The 17918-nt window shown below is 65.2% G+C and carries 12 protein-coding genes and 1 pseudogene; 7 read left to right on the top strand and 6 right to left on the bottom strand.

Translation table 11 applies throughout. The annotated features are described in order from the left end of the window. Positions 1-159: 159 nt before the first annotated feature. From AC1DWC_RS14790 to lhgO, 4 genes are all read left to right on the top strand, one after another. A complete protein-coding gene (locus AC1DWC_RS14790) occupies positions 160-795 on the top strand; it encodes a TetR family transcriptional regulator (protein WP_477909151.1) in 636 nt (211 codons plus the stop codon). 204 nt (positions 796-999) lie between these two features. Further along, entirely contained in the window at positions 1000-4578 is a 3579-nt protein-coding gene (gene mfd / locus AC1DWC_RS14785) for a transcription-repair coupling factor (protein ID WP_477909240.1), read from the top strand. Next, positions 4575-5459: a nucleoside triphosphate pyrophosphohydrolase gene (locus tag AC1DWC_RS14780; RefSeq protein ID WP_477909149.1), complete on the top strand. Its 885-nt coding sequence runs from the start codon at positions 4575-4577 to the stop codon at positions 5457-5459. Before mfd ends, AC1DWC_RS14780 begins: the two co-directional genes overlap by 4 nt. 22 nt (positions 5460-5481) lie before the next feature. Next, positions 5482-6681, top strand: a complete 1200-nt coding sequence (gene lhgO, locus AC1DWC_RS14775) for an L-2-hydroxyglutarate oxidase (protein WP_477909147.1) — start codon at positions 5482-5484, stop codon at positions 6679-6681. Between the two features lie 77 nt (positions 6682-6758). Here the strand turns inward: lhgO and AC1DWC_RS14770 are convergent, their stop codons facing one another. Continuing rightward, a complete protein-coding gene (locus tag AC1DWC_RS14770) occupies positions 6759-7823 on the bottom strand; it encodes a glycosyltransferase family 4 protein (protein ID WP_477909145.1) in 1065 nt (354 codons plus the stop codon). Between the two features lie 309 nt (positions 7824-8132). Between AC1DWC_RS14770 and AC1DWC_RS14765 the strand changes: the two are divergent. Then, positions 8133-8276, top strand: a pseudogene (locus tag AC1DWC_RS14765) (IS256 family transposase); the annotation flags it as partial. Positions 8277-8597: 321 nt separating this feature from the next. Here the strand turns inward: AC1DWC_RS14765 and AC1DWC_RS14760 are convergent. From AC1DWC_RS14760 to AC1DWC_RS14750, 3 genes are read right to left on the bottom strand one after another with little or no spacing between them, the layout of a single operon-like run. Beyond that, positions 8598-9485, bottom strand: coding sequence for a glycosyltransferase family 2 protein (locus AC1DWC_RS14760; protein WP_477909143.1), 888 nt, complete (start codon positions 9483-9485; stop codon positions 8598-8600). Positions 9486-9503: 18 nt separating this feature from the next. After that, positions 9504-10988 (bottom strand): oligosaccharide flippase family protein, encoded by a 1485-nt coding sequence (locus tag AC1DWC_RS14755; RefSeq protein WP_477909141.1) that lies wholly within the window; start codon positions 10986-10988, stop codon positions 9504-9506. Beyond that, positions 10981-11841 (bottom strand): hypothetical protein, encoded by an 861-nt coding sequence (locus AC1DWC_RS14750; protein WP_477909139.1) that lies wholly within the window; start codon positions 11839-11841, stop codon positions 10981-10983. Before AC1DWC_RS14750 ends, AC1DWC_RS14755 begins: the two co-directional genes overlap by 8 nt. Before the next feature lie 572 nt (positions 11842-12413). On the opposite strand from AC1DWC_RS14750, the gene AC1DWC_RS14745 reads away from it, so the two are divergent. Both AC1DWC_RS14745 and AC1DWC_RS14740 read left to right on the top strand, forming a co-directional pair. After that, complete coding sequence (locus AC1DWC_RS14745) at positions 12414-13721, top strand: hypothetical protein (protein ID WP_477909137.1); 1308 nt, start codon at positions 12414-12416, stop codon at positions 13719-13721. Between the two features lie 140 nt (positions 13722-13861). Further along, positions 13862-15694 (top strand): glycosyltransferase family 2 protein, encoded by a 1833-nt coding sequence (locus AC1DWC_RS14740; RefSeq protein ID WP_477909135.1) that lies wholly within the window; start codon positions 13862-13864, stop codon positions 15692-15694. Here the strand turns inward: AC1DWC_RS14740 and AC1DWC_RS14735 are convergent. Together AC1DWC_RS14735 and AC1DWC_RS14730 are read right to left on the bottom strand one after the other, a co-directional pair. Beyond that, a complete protein-coding gene (locus AC1DWC_RS14735; protein WP_477909133.1) occupies positions 15683-17029 on the bottom strand; it encodes an O-antigen ligase family protein in 1347 nt (448 codons plus the stop codon). The two genes, AC1DWC_RS14740 and AC1DWC_RS14735, sit on opposite strands and share 12 nt — an antisense overlap. Then, positions 17026-17805: a hypothetical protein gene (locus AC1DWC_RS14730; protein ID WP_477909131.1), complete on the bottom strand. Its 780-nt coding sequence runs from the start codon at positions 17803-17805 to the stop codon at positions 17026-17028. The genes AC1DWC_RS14735 and AC1DWC_RS14730 overlap by 4 nt, the downstream gene beginning before the upstream one ends. Positions 17806-17918 lie beyond the last annotated feature (113 nt).

Genomic DNA, 17918 nt, shown 5'->3' with positions numbered 1-17918 from the left:
TCCGGTGGGTTCCTGACGTCGAAGGTGCAGACAATCCAGGCGCCGTACTGCCGAGTCCGTCCCTACCGCGACTCGCAGTCGCAATCGGGGGAAGTTCACCAGTCGGGTGTTACGTTTCGACGACATTCGACAGGTAGTCGGTCACCAGAGGTGGGGTGGATGGTCAGGCAGGAACGGGCCGAGGCGACCCGGAATGCGGTCCTGCTCGCGGCGGCGGACGTGTTCGCGCGGTTGGGATACGCGCCGGCGAATCTGAGCGAGATCATCGCCGCGTCGGGTGTCACGAAGGGCTCGCTGTACTTCCACTTCGCGTCCAAAGAAGATCTGGCTCGCGGCGTGATCGACGAGGGCAGCCGACGGCTCGACGCGGCCTGCGCGCCGCTGTCCGACCTGCGAGATCCCGCGCTGGAGGTCATGATCGGCCTGTCCTACCTGGTCACGGACGTGGCAGCCGCGGATCCTGTCGTCGCCGCGATGTTCCGCCTGCACCACGAGATCGGCGATCACCGAGGGACGGGCGACAACGTCGTCGCAACGTGGCAGAAGTACCAGGTGGCGCTGGCCGCTCGTGCCGTCGCGGAGGGCGACATCGTGCCCGACGCCGATGCGGAGGCGATCGGGATCTTCACCTTCGAGACGCTGTTCGGCGCACGCGTGGTGGCGCACGCGACCGGGACGCTCGATCAGCTCCCGGCCCGGATGGAACGCGCCTGGTACTACATGCTCCCGGCGTTGGTGGGGGAGGAGAAGGTTTCCTACTTCCGGCAGTTCGCGGCGCGACGTTCCCGTCGCTGACCGGGCAGCGCGGGCTGTCGGTACCCGGGCCTAGAATCCACTGTGGTCGTCCGCGTGACGTCCGAAACCCGTTCGGCAAGCTCAGGAGCATCGACGTTGCCTTCCCGTACTCCGCACGACCCGAGCCCGGCAGTCAAGGATCCGTCGCCCTACCCGTTGGCGGGGGTGTTCGCCACGGCTGTCGCGGACGTCGCGTTCGACGGGGTGCGCGCGGCCCTGGGCCGCACCGACCTCGCGGTCGTCGCGCCCGCTCCGGCCCGTCCCTTCGTCGCTGCCGCGATCGCCGAGCACGCGCAGCTGTTGCTGGTCACCGCGACCGGACGCGAGGCCGACGACCTCACCGCCGAGCTGCAGGAGGTGTTCGGGGCCGCCGTCGCGCAGTTCCCGTCCTGGGAGACCCTGCCGCACGAACGGCTGTCCCCGGGCGCGGACACCGTCGGACGACGGATGCAGGTGCTGCGCCGGCTGGCCCGTCCCGACGACGCCGACTACGGCCCGCCCCTGCGGGTGGTGGTGACCACCGTGCGGTCGCTGGTGCAGCCGATGGCGCCGGGCCTCGGCGAGATCGAACCGGTCACCCTGCGCGTCGGCACCGAGACGCCGTTCGACGGGTTGATCCAGCGGCTGGTGGAGATGGCCTACACGCGGGTCGACATGGTCGGCAAGCGCGGCGAGTTCGCGGTCCGCGGCGGCATCCTGGATGTGTTTGCTCCCACAGCCGATCATCCTGTGCGGGTGGAGTTCTGGGGCGACGAGGTGACCGAGCTGCGGGCCTTCTCGGTGGCCGACCAGCGCTCGCTGCCGGAGCTCGAGGTGGCCGCGTTGATCGCGCCGCCGTGTCGTGAGCTGCTGCTCACCGAACTGGTCCGGGACCGGGCCGCGGCGTTGTCCGCCGACAACCAGGCCGACGCCGCGCTGGTCGAGATGCTCGACAAGCTGTCCGCCGGCATCCCCGTGGAGGGCATGGAGGCGCTGCTGCCGGTGCTGCAGGGCGGCGAGCTGGTACTGCTCACCGACGTGCTGCCCGAGGGCACGCACGTATTGCTCTGCGACCCCGAGAAGATCCGAACCCGCGCAACCGATCTGGTGCGGACCGGCCAGGAGTTCCTGGAGGCGTCCTGGACCGCGGCCTCGATCGGCGCGGCGGCCCCGCTGGACACCTCCACCCTGGACACGTCGAGCGTCGGCGGCGCCGGCATCGACCTGGCGGCGTCGGCCTACCGGTCGCTGCGGCACGTGCGGGAGAGCGTCGAGGCACAGGGCCGTCCGTGGTGGACGGTGAGCCCGCTGGCGTCCGGCAGTGCCGACGAACTGGTACTCGACGTCAAGACTGCGCCCGAGGTCCGCGGCTCCGACGACCTGCTCGCCGAGTTGTTCGTCTCGCTGCGTGCTCACGTGAGCACCGGTGGGCGGGCCGCGATCGTGGTCGCCGGCGCCGGTACCGCGCTGCGTGTGCGCGAGCGCCTGGCCGAGGCGGAGGTGCCGGTGGCGGCCCTCGAACCGGGCGCGGCGCCCGCCCGCGGCCAGGTGAGTGTGCTGTGCGGCAGCCTGCACGACGGCCTGGTGCTCGCCGGCTCCGACGACGTCCCGGGCCTGGTGCTGATCTCCGAGTCGGACCTGACCGGCAACCGGGTGGCGGCGGTGGGCGACGGCAGGCGACTGCCCGCCAAGCGGCGCAACCAGGTCGATCCGCTCGCGCTCTCCGCGGGCGACATGGTGGTGCACGACCAGCACGGCATCGGCCGCTTCGTAGAGATGGTCGAGCGCACCGTCGGCGGGGCCCGGCGCGAGTACCTCGTCATCGAGTACGCGGCCAGCAAGCGCGGGCACCCCGGCGACCGGCTGTTCGTGCCGATGGAGTCCCTCGACCAGCTCTCCCGCTACGTCGGCGGCGAGCTGCCCGCGCTCTCGAAGCTCGGCGGGTCCGACTGGACCAATACGAAACACAAGGCGCGCAAGGCAGTTCGGGAGATCGCGGGCGAGCTGGTGCAGCTGTACGCGGCCCGGCAGGCGGCCCCCGGCCATGCGTTCGGCCCGGACACGCCGTGGCAGCGGGAGATGGAGGACGCGTTCGCGTTCACCGAGACCCAGGATCAGCTGACGGTGATCAGCGAGGTCAAGGCGGACATGGAGAAGCCGGTCCCGATGGACCGCGTCGTCATCGGTGACGTCGGCTACGGCAAGACCGAGATCGCGGTGCGCGCCGCGTTCAAGGCCGTGCAGGACGGCAAGCAGGTGGCCGTGCTCGTCCCGACCACCCTGCTCGCGCAGCAGCACCTGCAGACCTTCACCGAGCGGATGGCGTCGTTCCCGGTCAAGGTGCGCGGGCTGTCCCGGTTCACCGACGTGGGGGACTCGAAGGAGATCATCGCGGGCATGGCCGACGGCGAGGTCGACGTCGTGGTCGGTACCCACCGGCTGCTGCAGACCGCCATCCGCTGGAAGGACCTCGGTCTGGTGATCGTCGACGAGGAGCAGCGATTCGGCGTCGAGCACAAGGAACACATCAAGGCGCTGCGCACGCACGTCGACGTGCTGACGATGTCGGCCACGCCGATCCCACGGACGCTCGAGATGAGCATGGCCGGGATCCGCGAGATGTCGACGATCCTCACCCCGCCGGAGGAGCGGCACCCGATCCTCACCTACGTGGGCGCCTACGCCGACAAGCAGGTGGCGGCGGCCATTCGCCGCGAACTGCTGCGGGACGGCCAGGTGTTCTACGTGCACAACCGGGTCAGCTCGATCGACAAGGCGGCCAAGCGGCTTCGGGAGCTCGTGCCCGAGGCGCGGGTGGTCGTCGCGCACGGTCAGATGAACGAGGAGACCCTCGAGAAGACCGTGCAGGGCTTCTGGGAGCGCGAGTTCGACGTGCTGGTGTGCACGACGATCATCGAGACCGGGTTGGACATCTCCAACGCCAACACCCTCATCGTCGAGCGGGCCGACTCGTTGGGTCTGTCGCAGCTGCACCAGCTGCGCGGGCGGGTCGGCCGCAGCCGCGAGCGCGGCTACGCGTACTTCCTGTACCCGCCGGAGAAGCCACTCACCGAGACCGCCTACGACCGGCTCGCGACCATCTCGCAGAACTCCGACCTCGGCGCCGGCATGGCCGTCGCGATGAAGGACCTCGAGATCCGCGGTGCCGGAAACGTGTTGGGTGCCGAGCAGTCCGGTCACGTCGCGGGCGTCGGCTTCGACCTGTACGTGCGGCTGGTCGGCGAGGCGGTGGAGGCATACCGGGCCATCGCCGACGGCCGCCCGGTCACCACCGAGGAGGCCACGAAGGAGGTGCGCATCGACCTGCCGGTGGACGCGCACATCCCACCGGATTACGTGACCAGCGACCGGCTCAGGCTCGAGGCGTACCGGAAACTGGCGGCGGCGGCGGACACCGACACGATCGCCGCGGTCATCGACGAGCTCGTCGACCGCTACGGCCCGCTCCCGGAGGAGGTCCAGCGACTGGTGTCGGTCGCCCGACTGCGCCTGCTCTGCCGCGAGTACGGCCTCGAGGAGGTTTCGGTCGCCGGGACGCAGCTCAAGGTCGCGCCGATGCAGCTCCCCGACTCGAAGCAGCTGCGGCTCAAGCGGATCTACCCGAGCGCCCAGTACCGGGCCACCACCGGGATGGTGCAGATGCCGTTGCCGCGCACCGGTTCCGGCGGGATCGGCGCCGACCGGGTGCGGGACGTGGAGCTGCTGCAGTACATCGCGGACTTCCTGCTCGCCATGGACGGCAAGGCCGCGGGCGCCGTCGACGTGTCTTCCGTGACGCGATGACGGTGGTCCTGCTCGACCCGCGTCGGCCCGATGTGGTGCCCGCCGAGGCAGTGCCGCTGCTGCGGGGGCCGGTGGAGTACGCGGAGGACGTGCCCGCCGAGGTGCGCGAGGTGCTCCGGCTGCCGCACCAGCCGGGCGCCTTGGTGCTGGTGGCGATGGACCGCGACAGTGCCGCGGTGCGGCACCGGACCGGGTCCGGCGAAGCAGTGGTGGCGGTCGAACCGTCGCTGGGGGAGGGGCTGCTCGAGGCGGTCGAGGTGATGGACCGGCTGTGGGGATTCGGCGGTTGGGAGGTCACCCAGACCCACTCCTCGCTGCGCCGCTACCTGCTCGAGGAGACGTACGAGTTGCTCGACGCCGTCCAGGAGGAGGACCCGGAAGGGGTCCGGGAGGAACTCGGGGACCTGCTGTTGCAGGTGCTCTTCCACTCTCGGATTGCCGAGGCGGCCGGCCAGTTCACCGTCGACGACGTCGCACGCACCCTGGTCACCAAACTGGCAATGCGCAGCCCGCACCTGACCAATGGGCACACCGGACCGATCGACGTGGCAGACCAGGAGGCCGCGTGGGAGGTGGCCAAGGCCGCGGAGAAGGCCAGGGCGTCGTGCATCGACGGCATCGCCATGGCGCAGCCCGCGCTCGCGCTGGCGGAGAAGGTGATCGAGCGGGCCACCAAGGCGGGCCTGCCCGCAGACCTGGTCCCGGCGCAGTTGCGCGAGGTGCGGCTCGGCGGGCCGGGCAGTGCGGAGGACGAGTTGCGCAAGGCCACGCTGGCGTTCGTGGCGCGGGTCCGGGCCGCCGAAGTCGCCGCGCATGAGGACGGGATCGAGCCGGGGCGGCTCGACTCGGACGCGTGGGCGCGATACTGGATCGCAGATTAGCTTTCCGCCGCACAATGTGGGGGTGTCGGTGTACGACTACTGCGTCATCGGCGGGGGCATCGTCGGAGTCGCCACCGCCCGGGAGATCCTGCGCCGGCGGCCCGGAGCGAGCCTGCTGTTGCTGGAGAAGGCCGACCGGCTCGGCGCGGCGCAGACCGGACACAACAGCGGCGTCATCCACTCGGGCATCTACTACCAGCCGGGCAGCCTCAAGGCCGAGCTGAGCAGGCGCGGTGCTGAGATGACCAAGGAGTTCGCCGCCGAGCACGGCATCGCCTTCGACGTGCGCGGCAAGCTGTTGGTCGCGACCGACGCCGTCGAACACGCGCGAATGCGGGCGCTGCACGAGCGTTCCCAGGCCAACGGGCTCGACGTCGAGGTGCTCGACGGTGCCGAACTGCGGCGTCGCGAACCGGCGGTCACCGGCACCGGCGCGTTGTTCGTGCCCACCACCGGAATCGTGGACTACCGCAGGGTCACGGAGGTCCTGGCCGATCTCGTCCGAACGTCGGGCGGCGAGGTCCGTCTCGGCGTCGAGGTGACCGGCATCGCCGAGTCGGGGGATCGAGTGGTGGTGGACAGCCCGGCGGGCTCGTGGTCTGCCCGACGCCTGGTGGTGTGCGCGGGACTGCAGGCGGATCGGATGGCCCGGCTCGCCGGGATCCGCACGGACTTTCAGATCGTGCCCTTCCGGGGCGAGTACTTCGAGCTGCCGGCGCATCGATCGGAGCTTGTGCACCACCTGATCTACCCGATTCCCGATCCGGACCTGCCCTTCCTCGGGGTGCACCTGAGCCCCACCGTCGAGGGTCGGCTCACGGTCGGCCCCAATGCGGTGCTCGGGATGGCCCGCGAGGGGTACCGCAAGTTCAGTTTCGCGCGCAAAGACGTGTGGGAGTATGCGAGGTTTCCGGGGCTCTACCGTTTTGCCCGCGCGAACGTCCGTACCGGCGTCGCCGAGTTGCGCGATTCGCTGTCCAAGCGGGGGTACCTCGCGCGGTGCCGAAAGTACTGTCCTGAGCTGACATTGGCCGATCTGCGGCCGCGCGAGGCGGGGATCAGGGCGCAGGCTGTTCTGCGTGACGGGACGTTGGTGCACGACTTCCTGATCGAGCGGACGACTCGCTCGGTTCACGTGCTCAACGCGCCGTCGCCGGCGGCGACATCGGCACTGCCAATTGCGGAAGTCATTGCCGGGCGAGTATTTCCGTATGAGAGTTAGACGTTCGCAAGAGTGCAGTTATCCAAAGGCCATGGCAACTGTCGGTGCGATCCCTGTGACTCCTGGCATGTGCACTATCAGGCGAAGGCCCCGAAGCGAGAGGTGTGGGCGTCTCGCATCGCTTGTACGCACTTCCCCGTGAAGAGGTCTAGGCTCGCTTCCTTCTCGATGTATGCGCGGGCAGCCGCACCGATGCGCTGGCGCTCCTCGGGGCGCGAGAGTAGTCGCTCGATCGCCGCGCGTAATGCGGTCGGATCGCCTGGCGGCACGTACACGCCTGTGACGTTATCGACGATGGTGTCGACCTGGCCGTGGGTGCGGGTGGCGATCACGCACTTGCCCATGGCCATCATCTCGAGAATCGTCGAGATACCGGTCTGATATTCATTCTGCAAAAGTGGCACCACTGCGAGCGCCGAGCGGGCGTAGAGAGCACGCAGGTCGAAGCGATTGTATTTTCGCCAGTCGACGTTGTCGGGTAGCGCACTGCTCGGACGCATCTCTTTCGAGATCCAGGGGCTGCCGGCGGCGACGCGAACCTTCACAGGCAGGCCAACGGTCGCCGCGATCAGGGTGTCGTTGTCGCGCAAGAGTTGTCCGGCGCTGCAGATGACATCGGACTCCTCGGAAATCCCATCTTGCGGGCAGAAGAAGTGCTCGTCAGCGTGATAGTTGAAACGTTGGACGGCGTGCGCGGGAAGGCCCAGCTTGTCCATCAGTCGTTCCTCTGTGGAGGCATAGCACAGCACCTTGTCCAGGCGGCTCGCCGCGCCTGCCTTGAAGAAGACGCGCTTCTTGAGCGGGGCCAAAGTGTGGGCGATCATCGTGTGTGACGCCCGCACGCCGCGCGCCTTGAGCAGCATTGCCAGCGGCAAGCCGATGTCCTCCCCGGTGGTGAAGAAGGCATCCGCCTCGTTACGCTCAACGAGGGCCAGATAGGCCGCCGCGGCGGACAGCCCCAGCGTCTTTCGTATGGTCAGCACATCGGGGCGGCGCGAGCGATCGACGTCGCCGAAGTCGAGCGCACGACTGCCCAGTGCCTTCTGTAGTTCGAACACGTCCAGTCGTGGCTCACGGCCGGCGGCGATCTTGTCTGCCATGCCTTCGCCAAAGCGGCCTGCAGCAACGATGAGGGCTTTCATTGGTGATCCATACGGGACACCAATTCACCCTACGCTTCCCGCGCCTTTCGGAGGAAGTGTCATCGGTTGCATCGAGTGACCGCTTGCCGCCGGACACGGACTGGTCTGCATGGACGATCTTTCGCTTGTCAGGCTTCACCTTTCACACCAGCAGTAGTCCGAAGGTGCAGCCCCGGTGGGAGAGTCCCGTGGAGTCGTGTAAACAGGGATCCCCGAATCCGTGACCGTGCCGGTCCCGGACGTGGAAGAGCCATCGCGTGAAGCTCTGTGAGTACCGACCAAGGAACTCACAAACAAGGAGACCACGCGATGGCCTTCGACCAGTCTGCCCTACTCGAACTGACCAGCACCCTCCGCGATGTCGACGGCGGCAACATGATGCGCACCCTACTGCTCGCAATCCTGCAGGCTCTGATCGACGCCGAAACCACCGAACATATCCGCGCGGGCCACTAGCAACGCGCCGACACCCGCACCGCCAGCGGGATCGGTGCCCCTGCGTGTCGGACATCCCATGCCGGTTGTCGTCAAGCCGCGGCCGTGCATGGTGCTGGGTTTGGTGTCGCCAGCTCGGTGAACATCTCCGGCGGGAACAGATCGAACCGGTGCTCGGGGAGGAACGAGAACCCACTCCCGGCATGGAGGAGATGTTCCGCCACCGACGAGACATCCCACAGGTCACTTTGCGAACCCGAATCACCCTGCATGTCAACATTATCGCAGGTCAAACGCCGGACTGGCGTCGAGACGACCGTCTGTCGGCTGTTGGATTGTTCAGCGCCCTCCCAGTTCGCGAGCGATCCCGACGAGCTTACGGCCGCGACGGGTCGCCACGATCCGTTGACGCCGCGCGTACATCCGCGCGACCGCAAGTCGGGCCCGACGGCGCTGCTGTGCAGTGAGGTCGCACTCGGCAAGCCAGCGCAGCATCTCCCTGCACTGCAACGTAGTTGTGAAGTGCGCCTGCCACGACGGCACGTCTAGCCTGTGCGCCATGATCGACGGCTTCTGATGCTTGAAGCTCCGTCGCGCGAGTGTCTCGTGCACGTGCCCCCACGGCCCCGCGAGCGCCAACTTGCTCGCGAATACCTCGTCCTCGCTAATCATGTTGTGACGCGCGATGCGCACGACGGGCTCCCGCCGGGCCAGTCCGTACAACGGATCGATCAGCAGGTGGCTTTCGTTGAGCAGTCGTAGCATCTCGGTGAAGCGGGTGACCGGGTCGTCGGAGCCGAGTGCGGTGCCATCATAGGTGGCGGACTGGGTGACACCGTCGGGTCCGGTGTATTCCGCCTGGCTAGTCACCAGGATCAACCGGGTGTCCGCCGCGAACACCTCGAGACTCTGCGATACACAGTTCGGCGCCAGCCAGTCGTCGTCACTCAGCCATCGGAAGAACGGGCCGGTGGCCAACCGCTGTGCGATCATGAAGTTGTTGAGCATTCCCACGTTCACCGGGTTGCGGTGGTAGACGATCCGACTGTCCCGTGAGGCAAGGCTGCGGCTTAGTTCCTCGGTGCCATCGGTGGATGCGTTGTCGCAGATCACTAGTTCCAGATTCGCGTGGTCTTGGCTGAGGACCGACTCGACCACACCCTCGACCCGCTCGACCCCGTTACGGACCGGCAATCCGACCGAGACCAGCGTGTTGGCGTAGCGCATGGGAGATCCCCCTGAGGCTCAATGGGCGCGGTCCAGCCGCACCTTCAACTGGCGGAATTGGTCCATCGGGACCACCACGAGAATGTAGACAAGCATGCCCATGCCGCCTGCCAGCACCAACTGCGCGAACGCACCACCGTTGACCAAGGGGACAACGAGCATGACCACACCGGCAGCCAGCGCGGTACCGATCGCCGGACGCACGAGTGTAGGCAGCGTCGGTACCAGGCTGATGCCCGCACGGTGCAAGGCAAGCACGGCTAACGGAAGCGCGATGAGTACCGCCACAGCGGCGTGTGCGATGGCTGCGCCCTGGACGCCGTCCAGGTGGGTTCCGACCCACAGGGCGGGAATCAGCGCTATGGCCCAACCGGCGTTGAGCCACACGGTGGCCTTCGTCGCTCCCAAGGAGGTCAAGATGTCGAACGCCAGCGATGTCAGCATCCGCACGACCATCAGGACCGCGAGATAGCGCAGCACGTCTGCGGACGGGCCCCACTGATCGCCGTAGAGGAACAGCACCATCGGTGTAGCGAGTGTCGCCATCAGCACTGCAAAGGGTAAGGCCGTGGAGACCAGTACGGGAACCGCGCGCAGCACGCCGAGTGCGAGCGCCTGCGGCCCCTGTTCGGCTAGCCGCGAGAAACTGGGGATCGACACGTAGCGGACCGCAGTGCCAACCAGGCCAGGCACCCAGTTGGAGATGTTGAACGCCAACAGATAGTAGCCCAGTGCCGTGGCGCCGAGCACGTTGCCGACGATCACATAGTCGGCGTTCAGCAGGATGGATTCGATGCCCAGGCTGGCAGCCAGAGGTATCCCGAAGGCGAGTACCTTCTTCGCGATCGCCTTGTCGAATCCGACCCTGACCGGCAGATCGCCCATCTTGAACACGAGAACGCCTGTGACGATCGATGCCGTCACCTGGCCACCCGCGAAGCTGTACGCGCCGGCGCCGGCAAACGCCAACGGCAGTGCGACCACCGCGTTGGCGAACATGCCGACAATGGTTGCTTTCGTCAGCTTGTCTTGCTCGAACCTGCGCATCAGCGCAGCCGAGCGCATGGAGGTGATTCCGTCAACGATGATGATCAGGGTGAGCAGTCGCACCACGGGCGCGGAGGCCGGTGTTCCCGCGAGCATGGCGAAGGAGGGTGCGAGGATCCAGAACACGCCGTAGACGAGGACGCTGACCACCACCGCGATAGCGGAACCGGTCGGCGCCATCTCCTCCAGCTTGCCGCGCCACTGCACGCCCGCCGCGATCATGCCAATGTCGTTGACGTGCATGAGTAAGGCCGCTGCGGCGAGTGCCACCGCGTACACGCCGAAGTCCGCGGGAGTGAGCAGCCTGGCCAGGATCAAGCCGATCGCGAACGATCCAGCCTTGGTGCAGAGGTTGCCGAGCAGGCTCCACGTCAGGCCCCTGCCTGCTTTACGGCCGATAATATCGACCTGCTCGGCATTCGACTCCCCGGTGGCTGAATCCGCATCGTCAGACACGTTCGAGCCAGATCTCCCGCCAGAACGACACGAACTCGCGAGGACAGTTGGCGTTGTACACGCCGGCGCAGACGACGTCCTCCAGGATTATGCAGGGAGTCTTCATCGTCAGCATCTGGCCCGTTCTTTCGTCCAAGCACCTGGTGACCAGTGCCTGCACGCGCGCAGTGCCACCGCAGTAGCGCGACATCTCCTCCTCGAAGCCCATGCCCCGGTTGAGGCGATCTTCGTTCAGGGTCGCCTCGATCTGCTCCTTGGTCTTGATCCGGACCATCTCGCCGGGTTGCAGGTTCAGTTGTTCGACCGGTGTCCTGCCGACGACCTTTCCCTTCACGAAGCCCCAGGGTAAGCCGTCACGGAACCACAGCTTCCGTGGAAGCACCCGCTTGCTGACATCTTGCAGCCGGTTGAAAAGCGCGACGAGGAAGGCCCTCAGCGACGCTGGGGCGCTGACGTTGCCGGTCTTGACATCAGTCACGTACTGGTTGAGGTTGCGGGCAGGCAGGCAAGTCGGCGCAGCCCGCATCAGTTCGGTCGCCTGGCATGAATAGCGAGGCTCACCGTCCGGCCCGGACTCCTTGCGTGTATTCACCTCCAGCAGTGGTAGGTCGATGTGGTTGCCGGTCGCCGGGATCACCGTGCCAGAGTCAACTCGCTTGAGCCAGGCTTCCTTCCAATACAGCGAGCACTCGGTCTGGCAGCCGCCATGTGACGCGCCACTGCATCTCGAGCCGGTCAGATGCACGGCGTTGTCCATCTTGTGGATGCCGGTGCGGCTGATGGTGTCGCACAGTTTGTGCGCAACCTTGTGCACGGTCAGCCGTTGGCCGCAGAACTCGAGCATCTCCGGCATAAACGGGAGGCTATCCAGTTCGCCCCGCTCGTCGAGGGTCGCTATGATCGCCTCGGCGCTACGGACCTCGACTAGGTCGCCAACTTGTAGGCCCAGGGTTGTGTTGTTCGTAGACTGCGCCATTTCGGCGTCACCCTTCACCGGGCCGGCGTCACGCGGGCGCCAGCAGTGTATGTGTGACGGCGAACCGGGAACCTGTCGTGGCATCCAACTGGCTCCGCTTGCCGTCAGACACACTTAGGATACTTAGGGTAACCGTTTAGCCCCTGTTTCGTGTATTACTCTTGGCCGAATTGGGCGCCGGAGGACACTGCTTGGGCAGGTGGCGGAGGGGGCTAGCGCCGGGCTCGACTGCCTTGAGAGCTTCCGATCTGCTCAAAATGTACAGATGGCAGTACGCTGTCCTGATGGCAGTGGTGCAGGCATCCTGAAATCGCATGCGCCATCATCAGACGAGTCCATGACCTACTAATTCCACTGCGCGGGTTGACTTCTCGGTGGCGCGGCGTCCGCAAGGCCGCGGCAGGTCAGGGCCGGAGGTGGTAGATGATCAGCGTATCGGACTCCCTGTGATGATTTCGCCCGCCCGGACGCGTCATCAGTCCACGCAGCGACAGGTGCGTCGTTACTCCTCGGCGGCAGCGGCGGCAGGCTTGGTGCTCGTCTGCACCTCACTCGTCGCCGCCCTCGGTGTCGTTGCCACCGCGGGCGGCAACGACCAGCAGAGTTTCCATCTTCCGTCGGTGACTCAGATCCGAGATGAATTCCCGCACATCAACATTGTCGACTTGAATACCGCCACTGGGCCGCTTTACCACTTGGTGGTTGCTGCGATCTCAGGTCCACTTGGTTTTGGGGAAGCCGGCACCCAGATTGTGGGCGCGCTTTTCGCGGCCTTACTGGCCGCACTCGCCGTATGGCACGCTCGAAATGTCCCGACCGCCTATTGGCGCGCGCTTGCGGTCGCCCCACTCTTGCTTTCGGCATATTTTTGGCAGTCCGCCCTGTGGATGCTGACCGACGACGCCGCCATACTGTTCACGATGGCTGCGCTGATTATGATGGAGCGTGATCTGACAGTACGGCGACAAGTCGCGATCGGGGTCCTGATCGCTGCTGCCATCGCGACTCGCCAGACCTTCGTGTGGACCCTCGTGCCCGCCGTTCTTGCCTGCCTGCACTGTCTCCACGGCCAACCCTGGTCGACAAAATTTCGTGCGCTTGCACGGATGACGGTTCCCGGTGTGGCTGTCCTCGCCGTACTCGTGGCGCTGTGGGGTGGTCTCACGCCTCCGGCCATGCGCGGATTCAATGCTTCGGGTGCGGCGCAGAGTTGGATCTCAGTTGCATTCACATTTGCTGTTGCCGCTGTCTTCGCGGTTCCGGTGCTGCTCGCGACGATGCGAACCGGCGTCATCCGTGACCATGCCCGGATTGCGGCGACAGTAGGGGTCGTTGTATCGCTGCCTGCTGTTGTGTGCCCAAGTGCAGCGACCTCCTTTCCGGACGATTCCCGTCGAGGTGGGGTGGTGTGGTCCGTCGTTGCCGAGTTCCCGGACCTCGCCGGACGCGCACCAATTCTCGTCGCGCTTGCATTCATCGGTGGCTTTGCATGCACGATCGTGTACTTCCTCCTGGATCGGCGGACTGCGATCATCCTGTCATCGTCTCTGCTCGCGCTGGCAGTTGCGACCACACCGGCCTCGCAGATGTATCAGAAGTATGTTGAGCTTCCGATTGAGATGATTGCGGTACTTGCGATCGTGGCGTTGTTCATCGGCGGCCGTCTCCGACATTCCTGGCCACTGCTCGGTCTCGCCGGGTTCCAAGCCCTCGCGACAGTCGGAATTGTGGTGGTGCCGGTCCTGCAAGCGCTGTGAGCCAGAGCGCTCGGCGTATCGAACCCAGGTGGTCCGCCGACGTTGGGTGAATGAAGTGGCGGGGATATTATCCTCGAGAGAGCGTGCACGTCGCTCCGGGCTGATCTGCCCGGAGCGAGTAGCGTCGAAAGGTCGAGCGGGTGGGCGATTCAGGATTGACGGGGTCTCCACGAGACGAGGCCGAACGAGGCAGGTTCGTCACTTCCGACCACCATGTCGATGTCACTGCGGTGGTAGTGACCTACAACAGCGCATCCGATATTTCCCCGCTGATCGGTGACCTGCGGATCGAGGCTCACCGCAATTCGATTCGTGTGGTAGTCGTAGACAATCAATCGTCGGATGGGACAGCCGAGTTGATTCGCGCGCACTCCGACATCAGGTTGATCGAGTCGGGGGGGAACCTTGGCTACGCAGGTGGAATCAACGTCGGACTGCCGTTCACCGAACCATGCGACGCCGTACTGATTCTCAATCCCGACTTGAGGTTGGCGCCGGGCGCAGTAGCGCGACTGCTCGAGGCGCTCGATGACGATCGAATCGGGGCGGTGGTTCCACTCATTCTCGACAGTGAGGGAGCGGTCTACACCTCGCTGTGTCGCGAGCCGTCGCTGACGCGAGCTGTCGGCGACGCATTCCTCGGCAGTAGGCTGATGCGTACTCGGCCCGAATTTCTGTCCGAATTCGATTACCGCCCTGAAAGTTACGTTGCGGCACGTGATGTGGACTGGGCGACAGGAGCCGCGCTGTTGGTTCGGGCCGCGCTTGCTCGCGAGTTGGGAGGATGGAGTGAAGAGTACTTCTTGTACTCGGAGGAGACCGACTACTTCCGTCGTATCCGGGAGGCCGGCAAGCGCGTTCGATTCGAGCCATCCGCGGTTGTGAAACATCGGCAGGGTGGGTCAGGTACCTCGTCGGCGCTGGCGACTCTCACGACCGTCAACCGTGTCCGCTACGTGGAACGACACCACTGGTGGGGGTATGCGGCGCTGTTTCGGGTGGTGGTCGTGATGGCTGAGGTAGTGCGGTCCGCCGACCCGAATCATCGCCGCACACTCGCTGTCGTCGCGAACCGACATCGGTGGCGGGAACTTCCACAGGCAACCAAACTTGCTTTGGTGGAACAGATATCGGGTCCACGCATGCGCGGGACGGTGATTGTCCCGGCCTACAACGAGGCGGCGGTGATCGAACGAACGCTCGCCCCGCTGAGTCAGGCGGCGGTCGACGGGTATATCGAGCTGATCGTGGTATGCAATGGCTGCACGGACAACACCGCCGACATTGCACATTCGGTGCCGGGTGTACACGTGATCGTGCTGGAGGAGGGGTCAAAACCCTCGGCGCTCAACGCCGGAGATGAATTAGCTACTTTGTGGCCGCGACTATACCTGGATGCCGACATTCAGATTACCGCGGTCGCGGTCATCGCGGTACTCGACAGGCTTTCTCTAGGCGACGTACTGGCCGCCCGGCCAAGGTTTCGCTATGACTCCGACGGCGCCGGGCCACTGGTTCGGAGCTACTACCGGGCCCGAAGACGAATTTCAGCGCACCAGCAAGCGCTGTGGTGGGCAGGAGTCTACGGACTCAGTGCGCGAGGGCACGAACGAATCGGCGTGTTTCCGGACCTCACGGGAGACGATCTGTTCGTGGACAGTCAGTTCGACATCGACGAGAAGGCAGTCGTACAGACCGAACCAAGCGTGTGGCGCACGCCGTCCGATGTCCGCGGACTGCTGACAGTCCTGGGTCGTCATCACAGGGGCGGCACCGAACTTCTCGCCTATGACCCCGAACGAGGGCCGCGGACCGCGTCCATCACTGCGCGCGCACTTATGCGTACTATCCGTGGCCCCCGCTCTGCCTGCGACGCGGCCGTATACATTGTTATGGCGTTGGCTGCGCGGCGTACTGCTACGCGTCGGAGCACGCGCTGGGAACGTGACGAAACCAGCCGATCAAGCCGATAATGAAAATAGCGTTTCGTTTCGTCCAGTAACCGGAACGGTGAATGTGGACCACAGCAGTCCGAATACGATAAAAAGAATAAGGCTTGCCTGCTGATAGTGGAGCAGGTCAAATGTGGTGCTGGAGACCATAATGCCGGCTATCATGGATCCGAGCATGTAGGCCTCGTCCCGCTCTCGCGGTGACGTCGCTCGGCGCAATCGAGCGGATATTCCAAGAACCCCACCGACGACGAGAAGCAGCATCGCGGAGAGCCCTATGACGCCACCTTGCACGATTGCCTGAAGCCACTCATTGTCCAGTAGGCGTGGCTCTCCGCCTAAGCCGAGGCCGAATACAGGATGCTCGTGGAATGTTCGGGACACCCCCGCGTAGTCCTCGGTTCGCGCTCGAATGCTCGGGTCTTCTTCCGAACCGGTGATTGTTCCCCACAGTGCACTCGCTATCTGTGGGAATATCGCGACATAGCCGGCAAACGCGATGGATCCGACCACGATGGCCAAGGCCAACTGTCGAACTTTGAAAGCAAGCATGTAGACCAATAACACCGTGACTAGAGAGATCGCTCCGGTTCGCGAGACTGCGGCTGGAACCGCCAGCAACGCAACGCAGCATCCGGCAGCGGCGAATGCGCGGCGCCACCGGGTGGCGGTGTAGCGTGCAAGGTGGAGGGTCAGTGGGATCGTTACTGCGGCCAGCGTTGAAAACTCGATTGCGTGCTGAGAAGTGCCCATGACGCGAACAGCGCCGCCGCGATTGACAAGTTCGAGAAACCGTGGGTCGGCGTTGACAACAAATCCGGGCGGCTGAAAGATCATACGCAGGTCGATCGTCGTCGAGCTTTGTAGTACCCCGACTATGCAGTTGAAGGTTAGCCCGGTTGCGAGGCAGCCAAGAATGATTGCCCGCTGCCGCGGCGTCTTGATTCTGTCCATGACGTAGAGTGCAATGCCTGCATAGGCAAACGCCGTCACGATCGCGCGTGTCCTGTTCGCCGCGACGACCGGGTCGCTGAAGTCCCAGTGGAGCAGGCCGACTCCATATATTAGGAGCAGCGCAAAGAAGTACAGAAGTATAATCATTTTCCCCGGACTCGCAGTCCGGGGCGTCGTGGTTCGCCGGATCGAAACGAAACCGAGCAAGACCAGCCCGAAAAGTATGACCGCGACAATTCGTGCCGGTGAACCGTTGCTCTTCAGCGGTCCCGCCAAGACCACATAGGTCGGCAGGGCGGGAATCAGAACGCAGAGAAAACCGAGGAGCCACGGGGTGCGTTCTGTCGGTTCGATGCGGCGCGCAATGCCGACTCGGGGCGCAGCCGACTCGGTGGTGTTCATCTGGCGTCCAGGGGACCTTCGTAGGCGGGTGATTGATCCTTGTTGTCGGGTGAGGCGTCATCTTCGTGAGTATCGCTCCGCGAGGGTGCGGGATTCGGGCCGGCTGCCGCCTCTGTTCCCGCTTGCGGCGGTGCCTGCACGCGCGACTTGCGTCGCGGCAGTAGCAAGTCAGCCAGAACGGTGCACAAGATCGAGAGCCCGGCGCCTGCAGCGAAGATCGTGATCGTCGAACGGGTCCGGGTCGGCATCCCACCCCAGGGGATACTCGGCGGCGATACGACGAAGGGTGCCACCATCTGGTCCTCGGGCACATGGGCCTGCTCCTGAATGGCTCGAAGCGTCCCTTCGGCCTGTGCCGAAACCAGCTCTAGCGTCTTGGAAACAGCAGAAGGATCTGGGGACGTTGCTTCGATCATGATGAGGGGCAACTGTGGGTTGGGTGCATCGGTGGGGAAGATCTTCGAAACGTAGTCGGGCAGGCCACCGGCGGCGGCCACCTGGCTTACGACTGCGGGGTCTCGCAGTCCGAGGGCGGTCAGGTTGGCCACCAACGAGGCTCCGCCGATGTCCAGGAGGCCGTTTCGGCGAATCTCGCCCTGAACCGAGGTTGATTCCTGCCGGACGCTGGGTGGTGCGAGGCCGAGCACAGTATTCGCGTAATAGACGGGCTTCGCCGAGCTGTAGGCATTGTGGGCGTACCAGGCTGTGATGAGAAGTAGAGGAAGCGCGATGTACCAGCGGCGTAAGCACGATCGCGCGACATCGAACAAGTCCATGTCAACGTCCCCTTGTCGTCGAGCGCGTCGGCTTCCGCGGCTTACCCGTAGGGTTCCATTCCTTACGCTAGGGCCACCCCCGACCGCCTTCAACCCTACTGACCCCCATTCGC

This window comes from Rhodococcus sp. P4_C10 (assembly GCF_056402135.1).
Note: the sequence above shows the minus strand (reverse complement) of the source record. Positions and strands in the feature narration are given on the sequence as shown.

Coding starts and splice junctions, on each gene's coding strand:
- AC1DWC_RS14790 (WP_477909151.1), top strand. CDS start 160: ATGGTCAGGCAGGAACGGGCCGAGGCGACCCGGAATGCGGTCCTGCTC.
- AC1DWC_RS14780 (WP_477909149.1), top strand. CDS start 4,575: ATGACGGTGGTCCTGCTCGACCCGCGTCGGCCCGATGTGGTGCCCGCC.
- AC1DWC_RS14770 (WP_477909145.1), bottom strand. CDS start 7,823: ATGAAAGCCCTCATCGTTGCTGCAGGCCGCTTTGGCGAAGGCATGGCA.
- AC1DWC_RS14760 (WP_477909143.1), bottom strand. CDS start 9,485: ATGCGCTACGCCAACACGCTGGTCTCGGTCGGATTGCCGGTCCGTAAC.
- AC1DWC_RS14750 (WP_477909139.1), bottom strand. CDS start 11,841: ATGCCGGAGATGCTCGAGTTCTGCGGCCAACGGCTGACCGTGCACAAG.
- AC1DWC_RS14745 (WP_477909137.1), top strand. CDS start 12,414: ATGATTTCGCCCGCCCGGACGCGTCATCAGTCCACGCAGCGACAGGTG.
- AC1DWC_RS14735 (WP_477909133.1), bottom strand. CDS start 17,029: ATGAACACCACCGAGTCGGCTGCGCCCCGAGTCGGCATTGCGCGCCGC.
- AC1DWC_RS14730 (WP_477909131.1), bottom strand. CDS start 17,805: ATGGACTTGTTCGATGTCGCGCGATCGTGCTTACGCCGCTGGTACATC.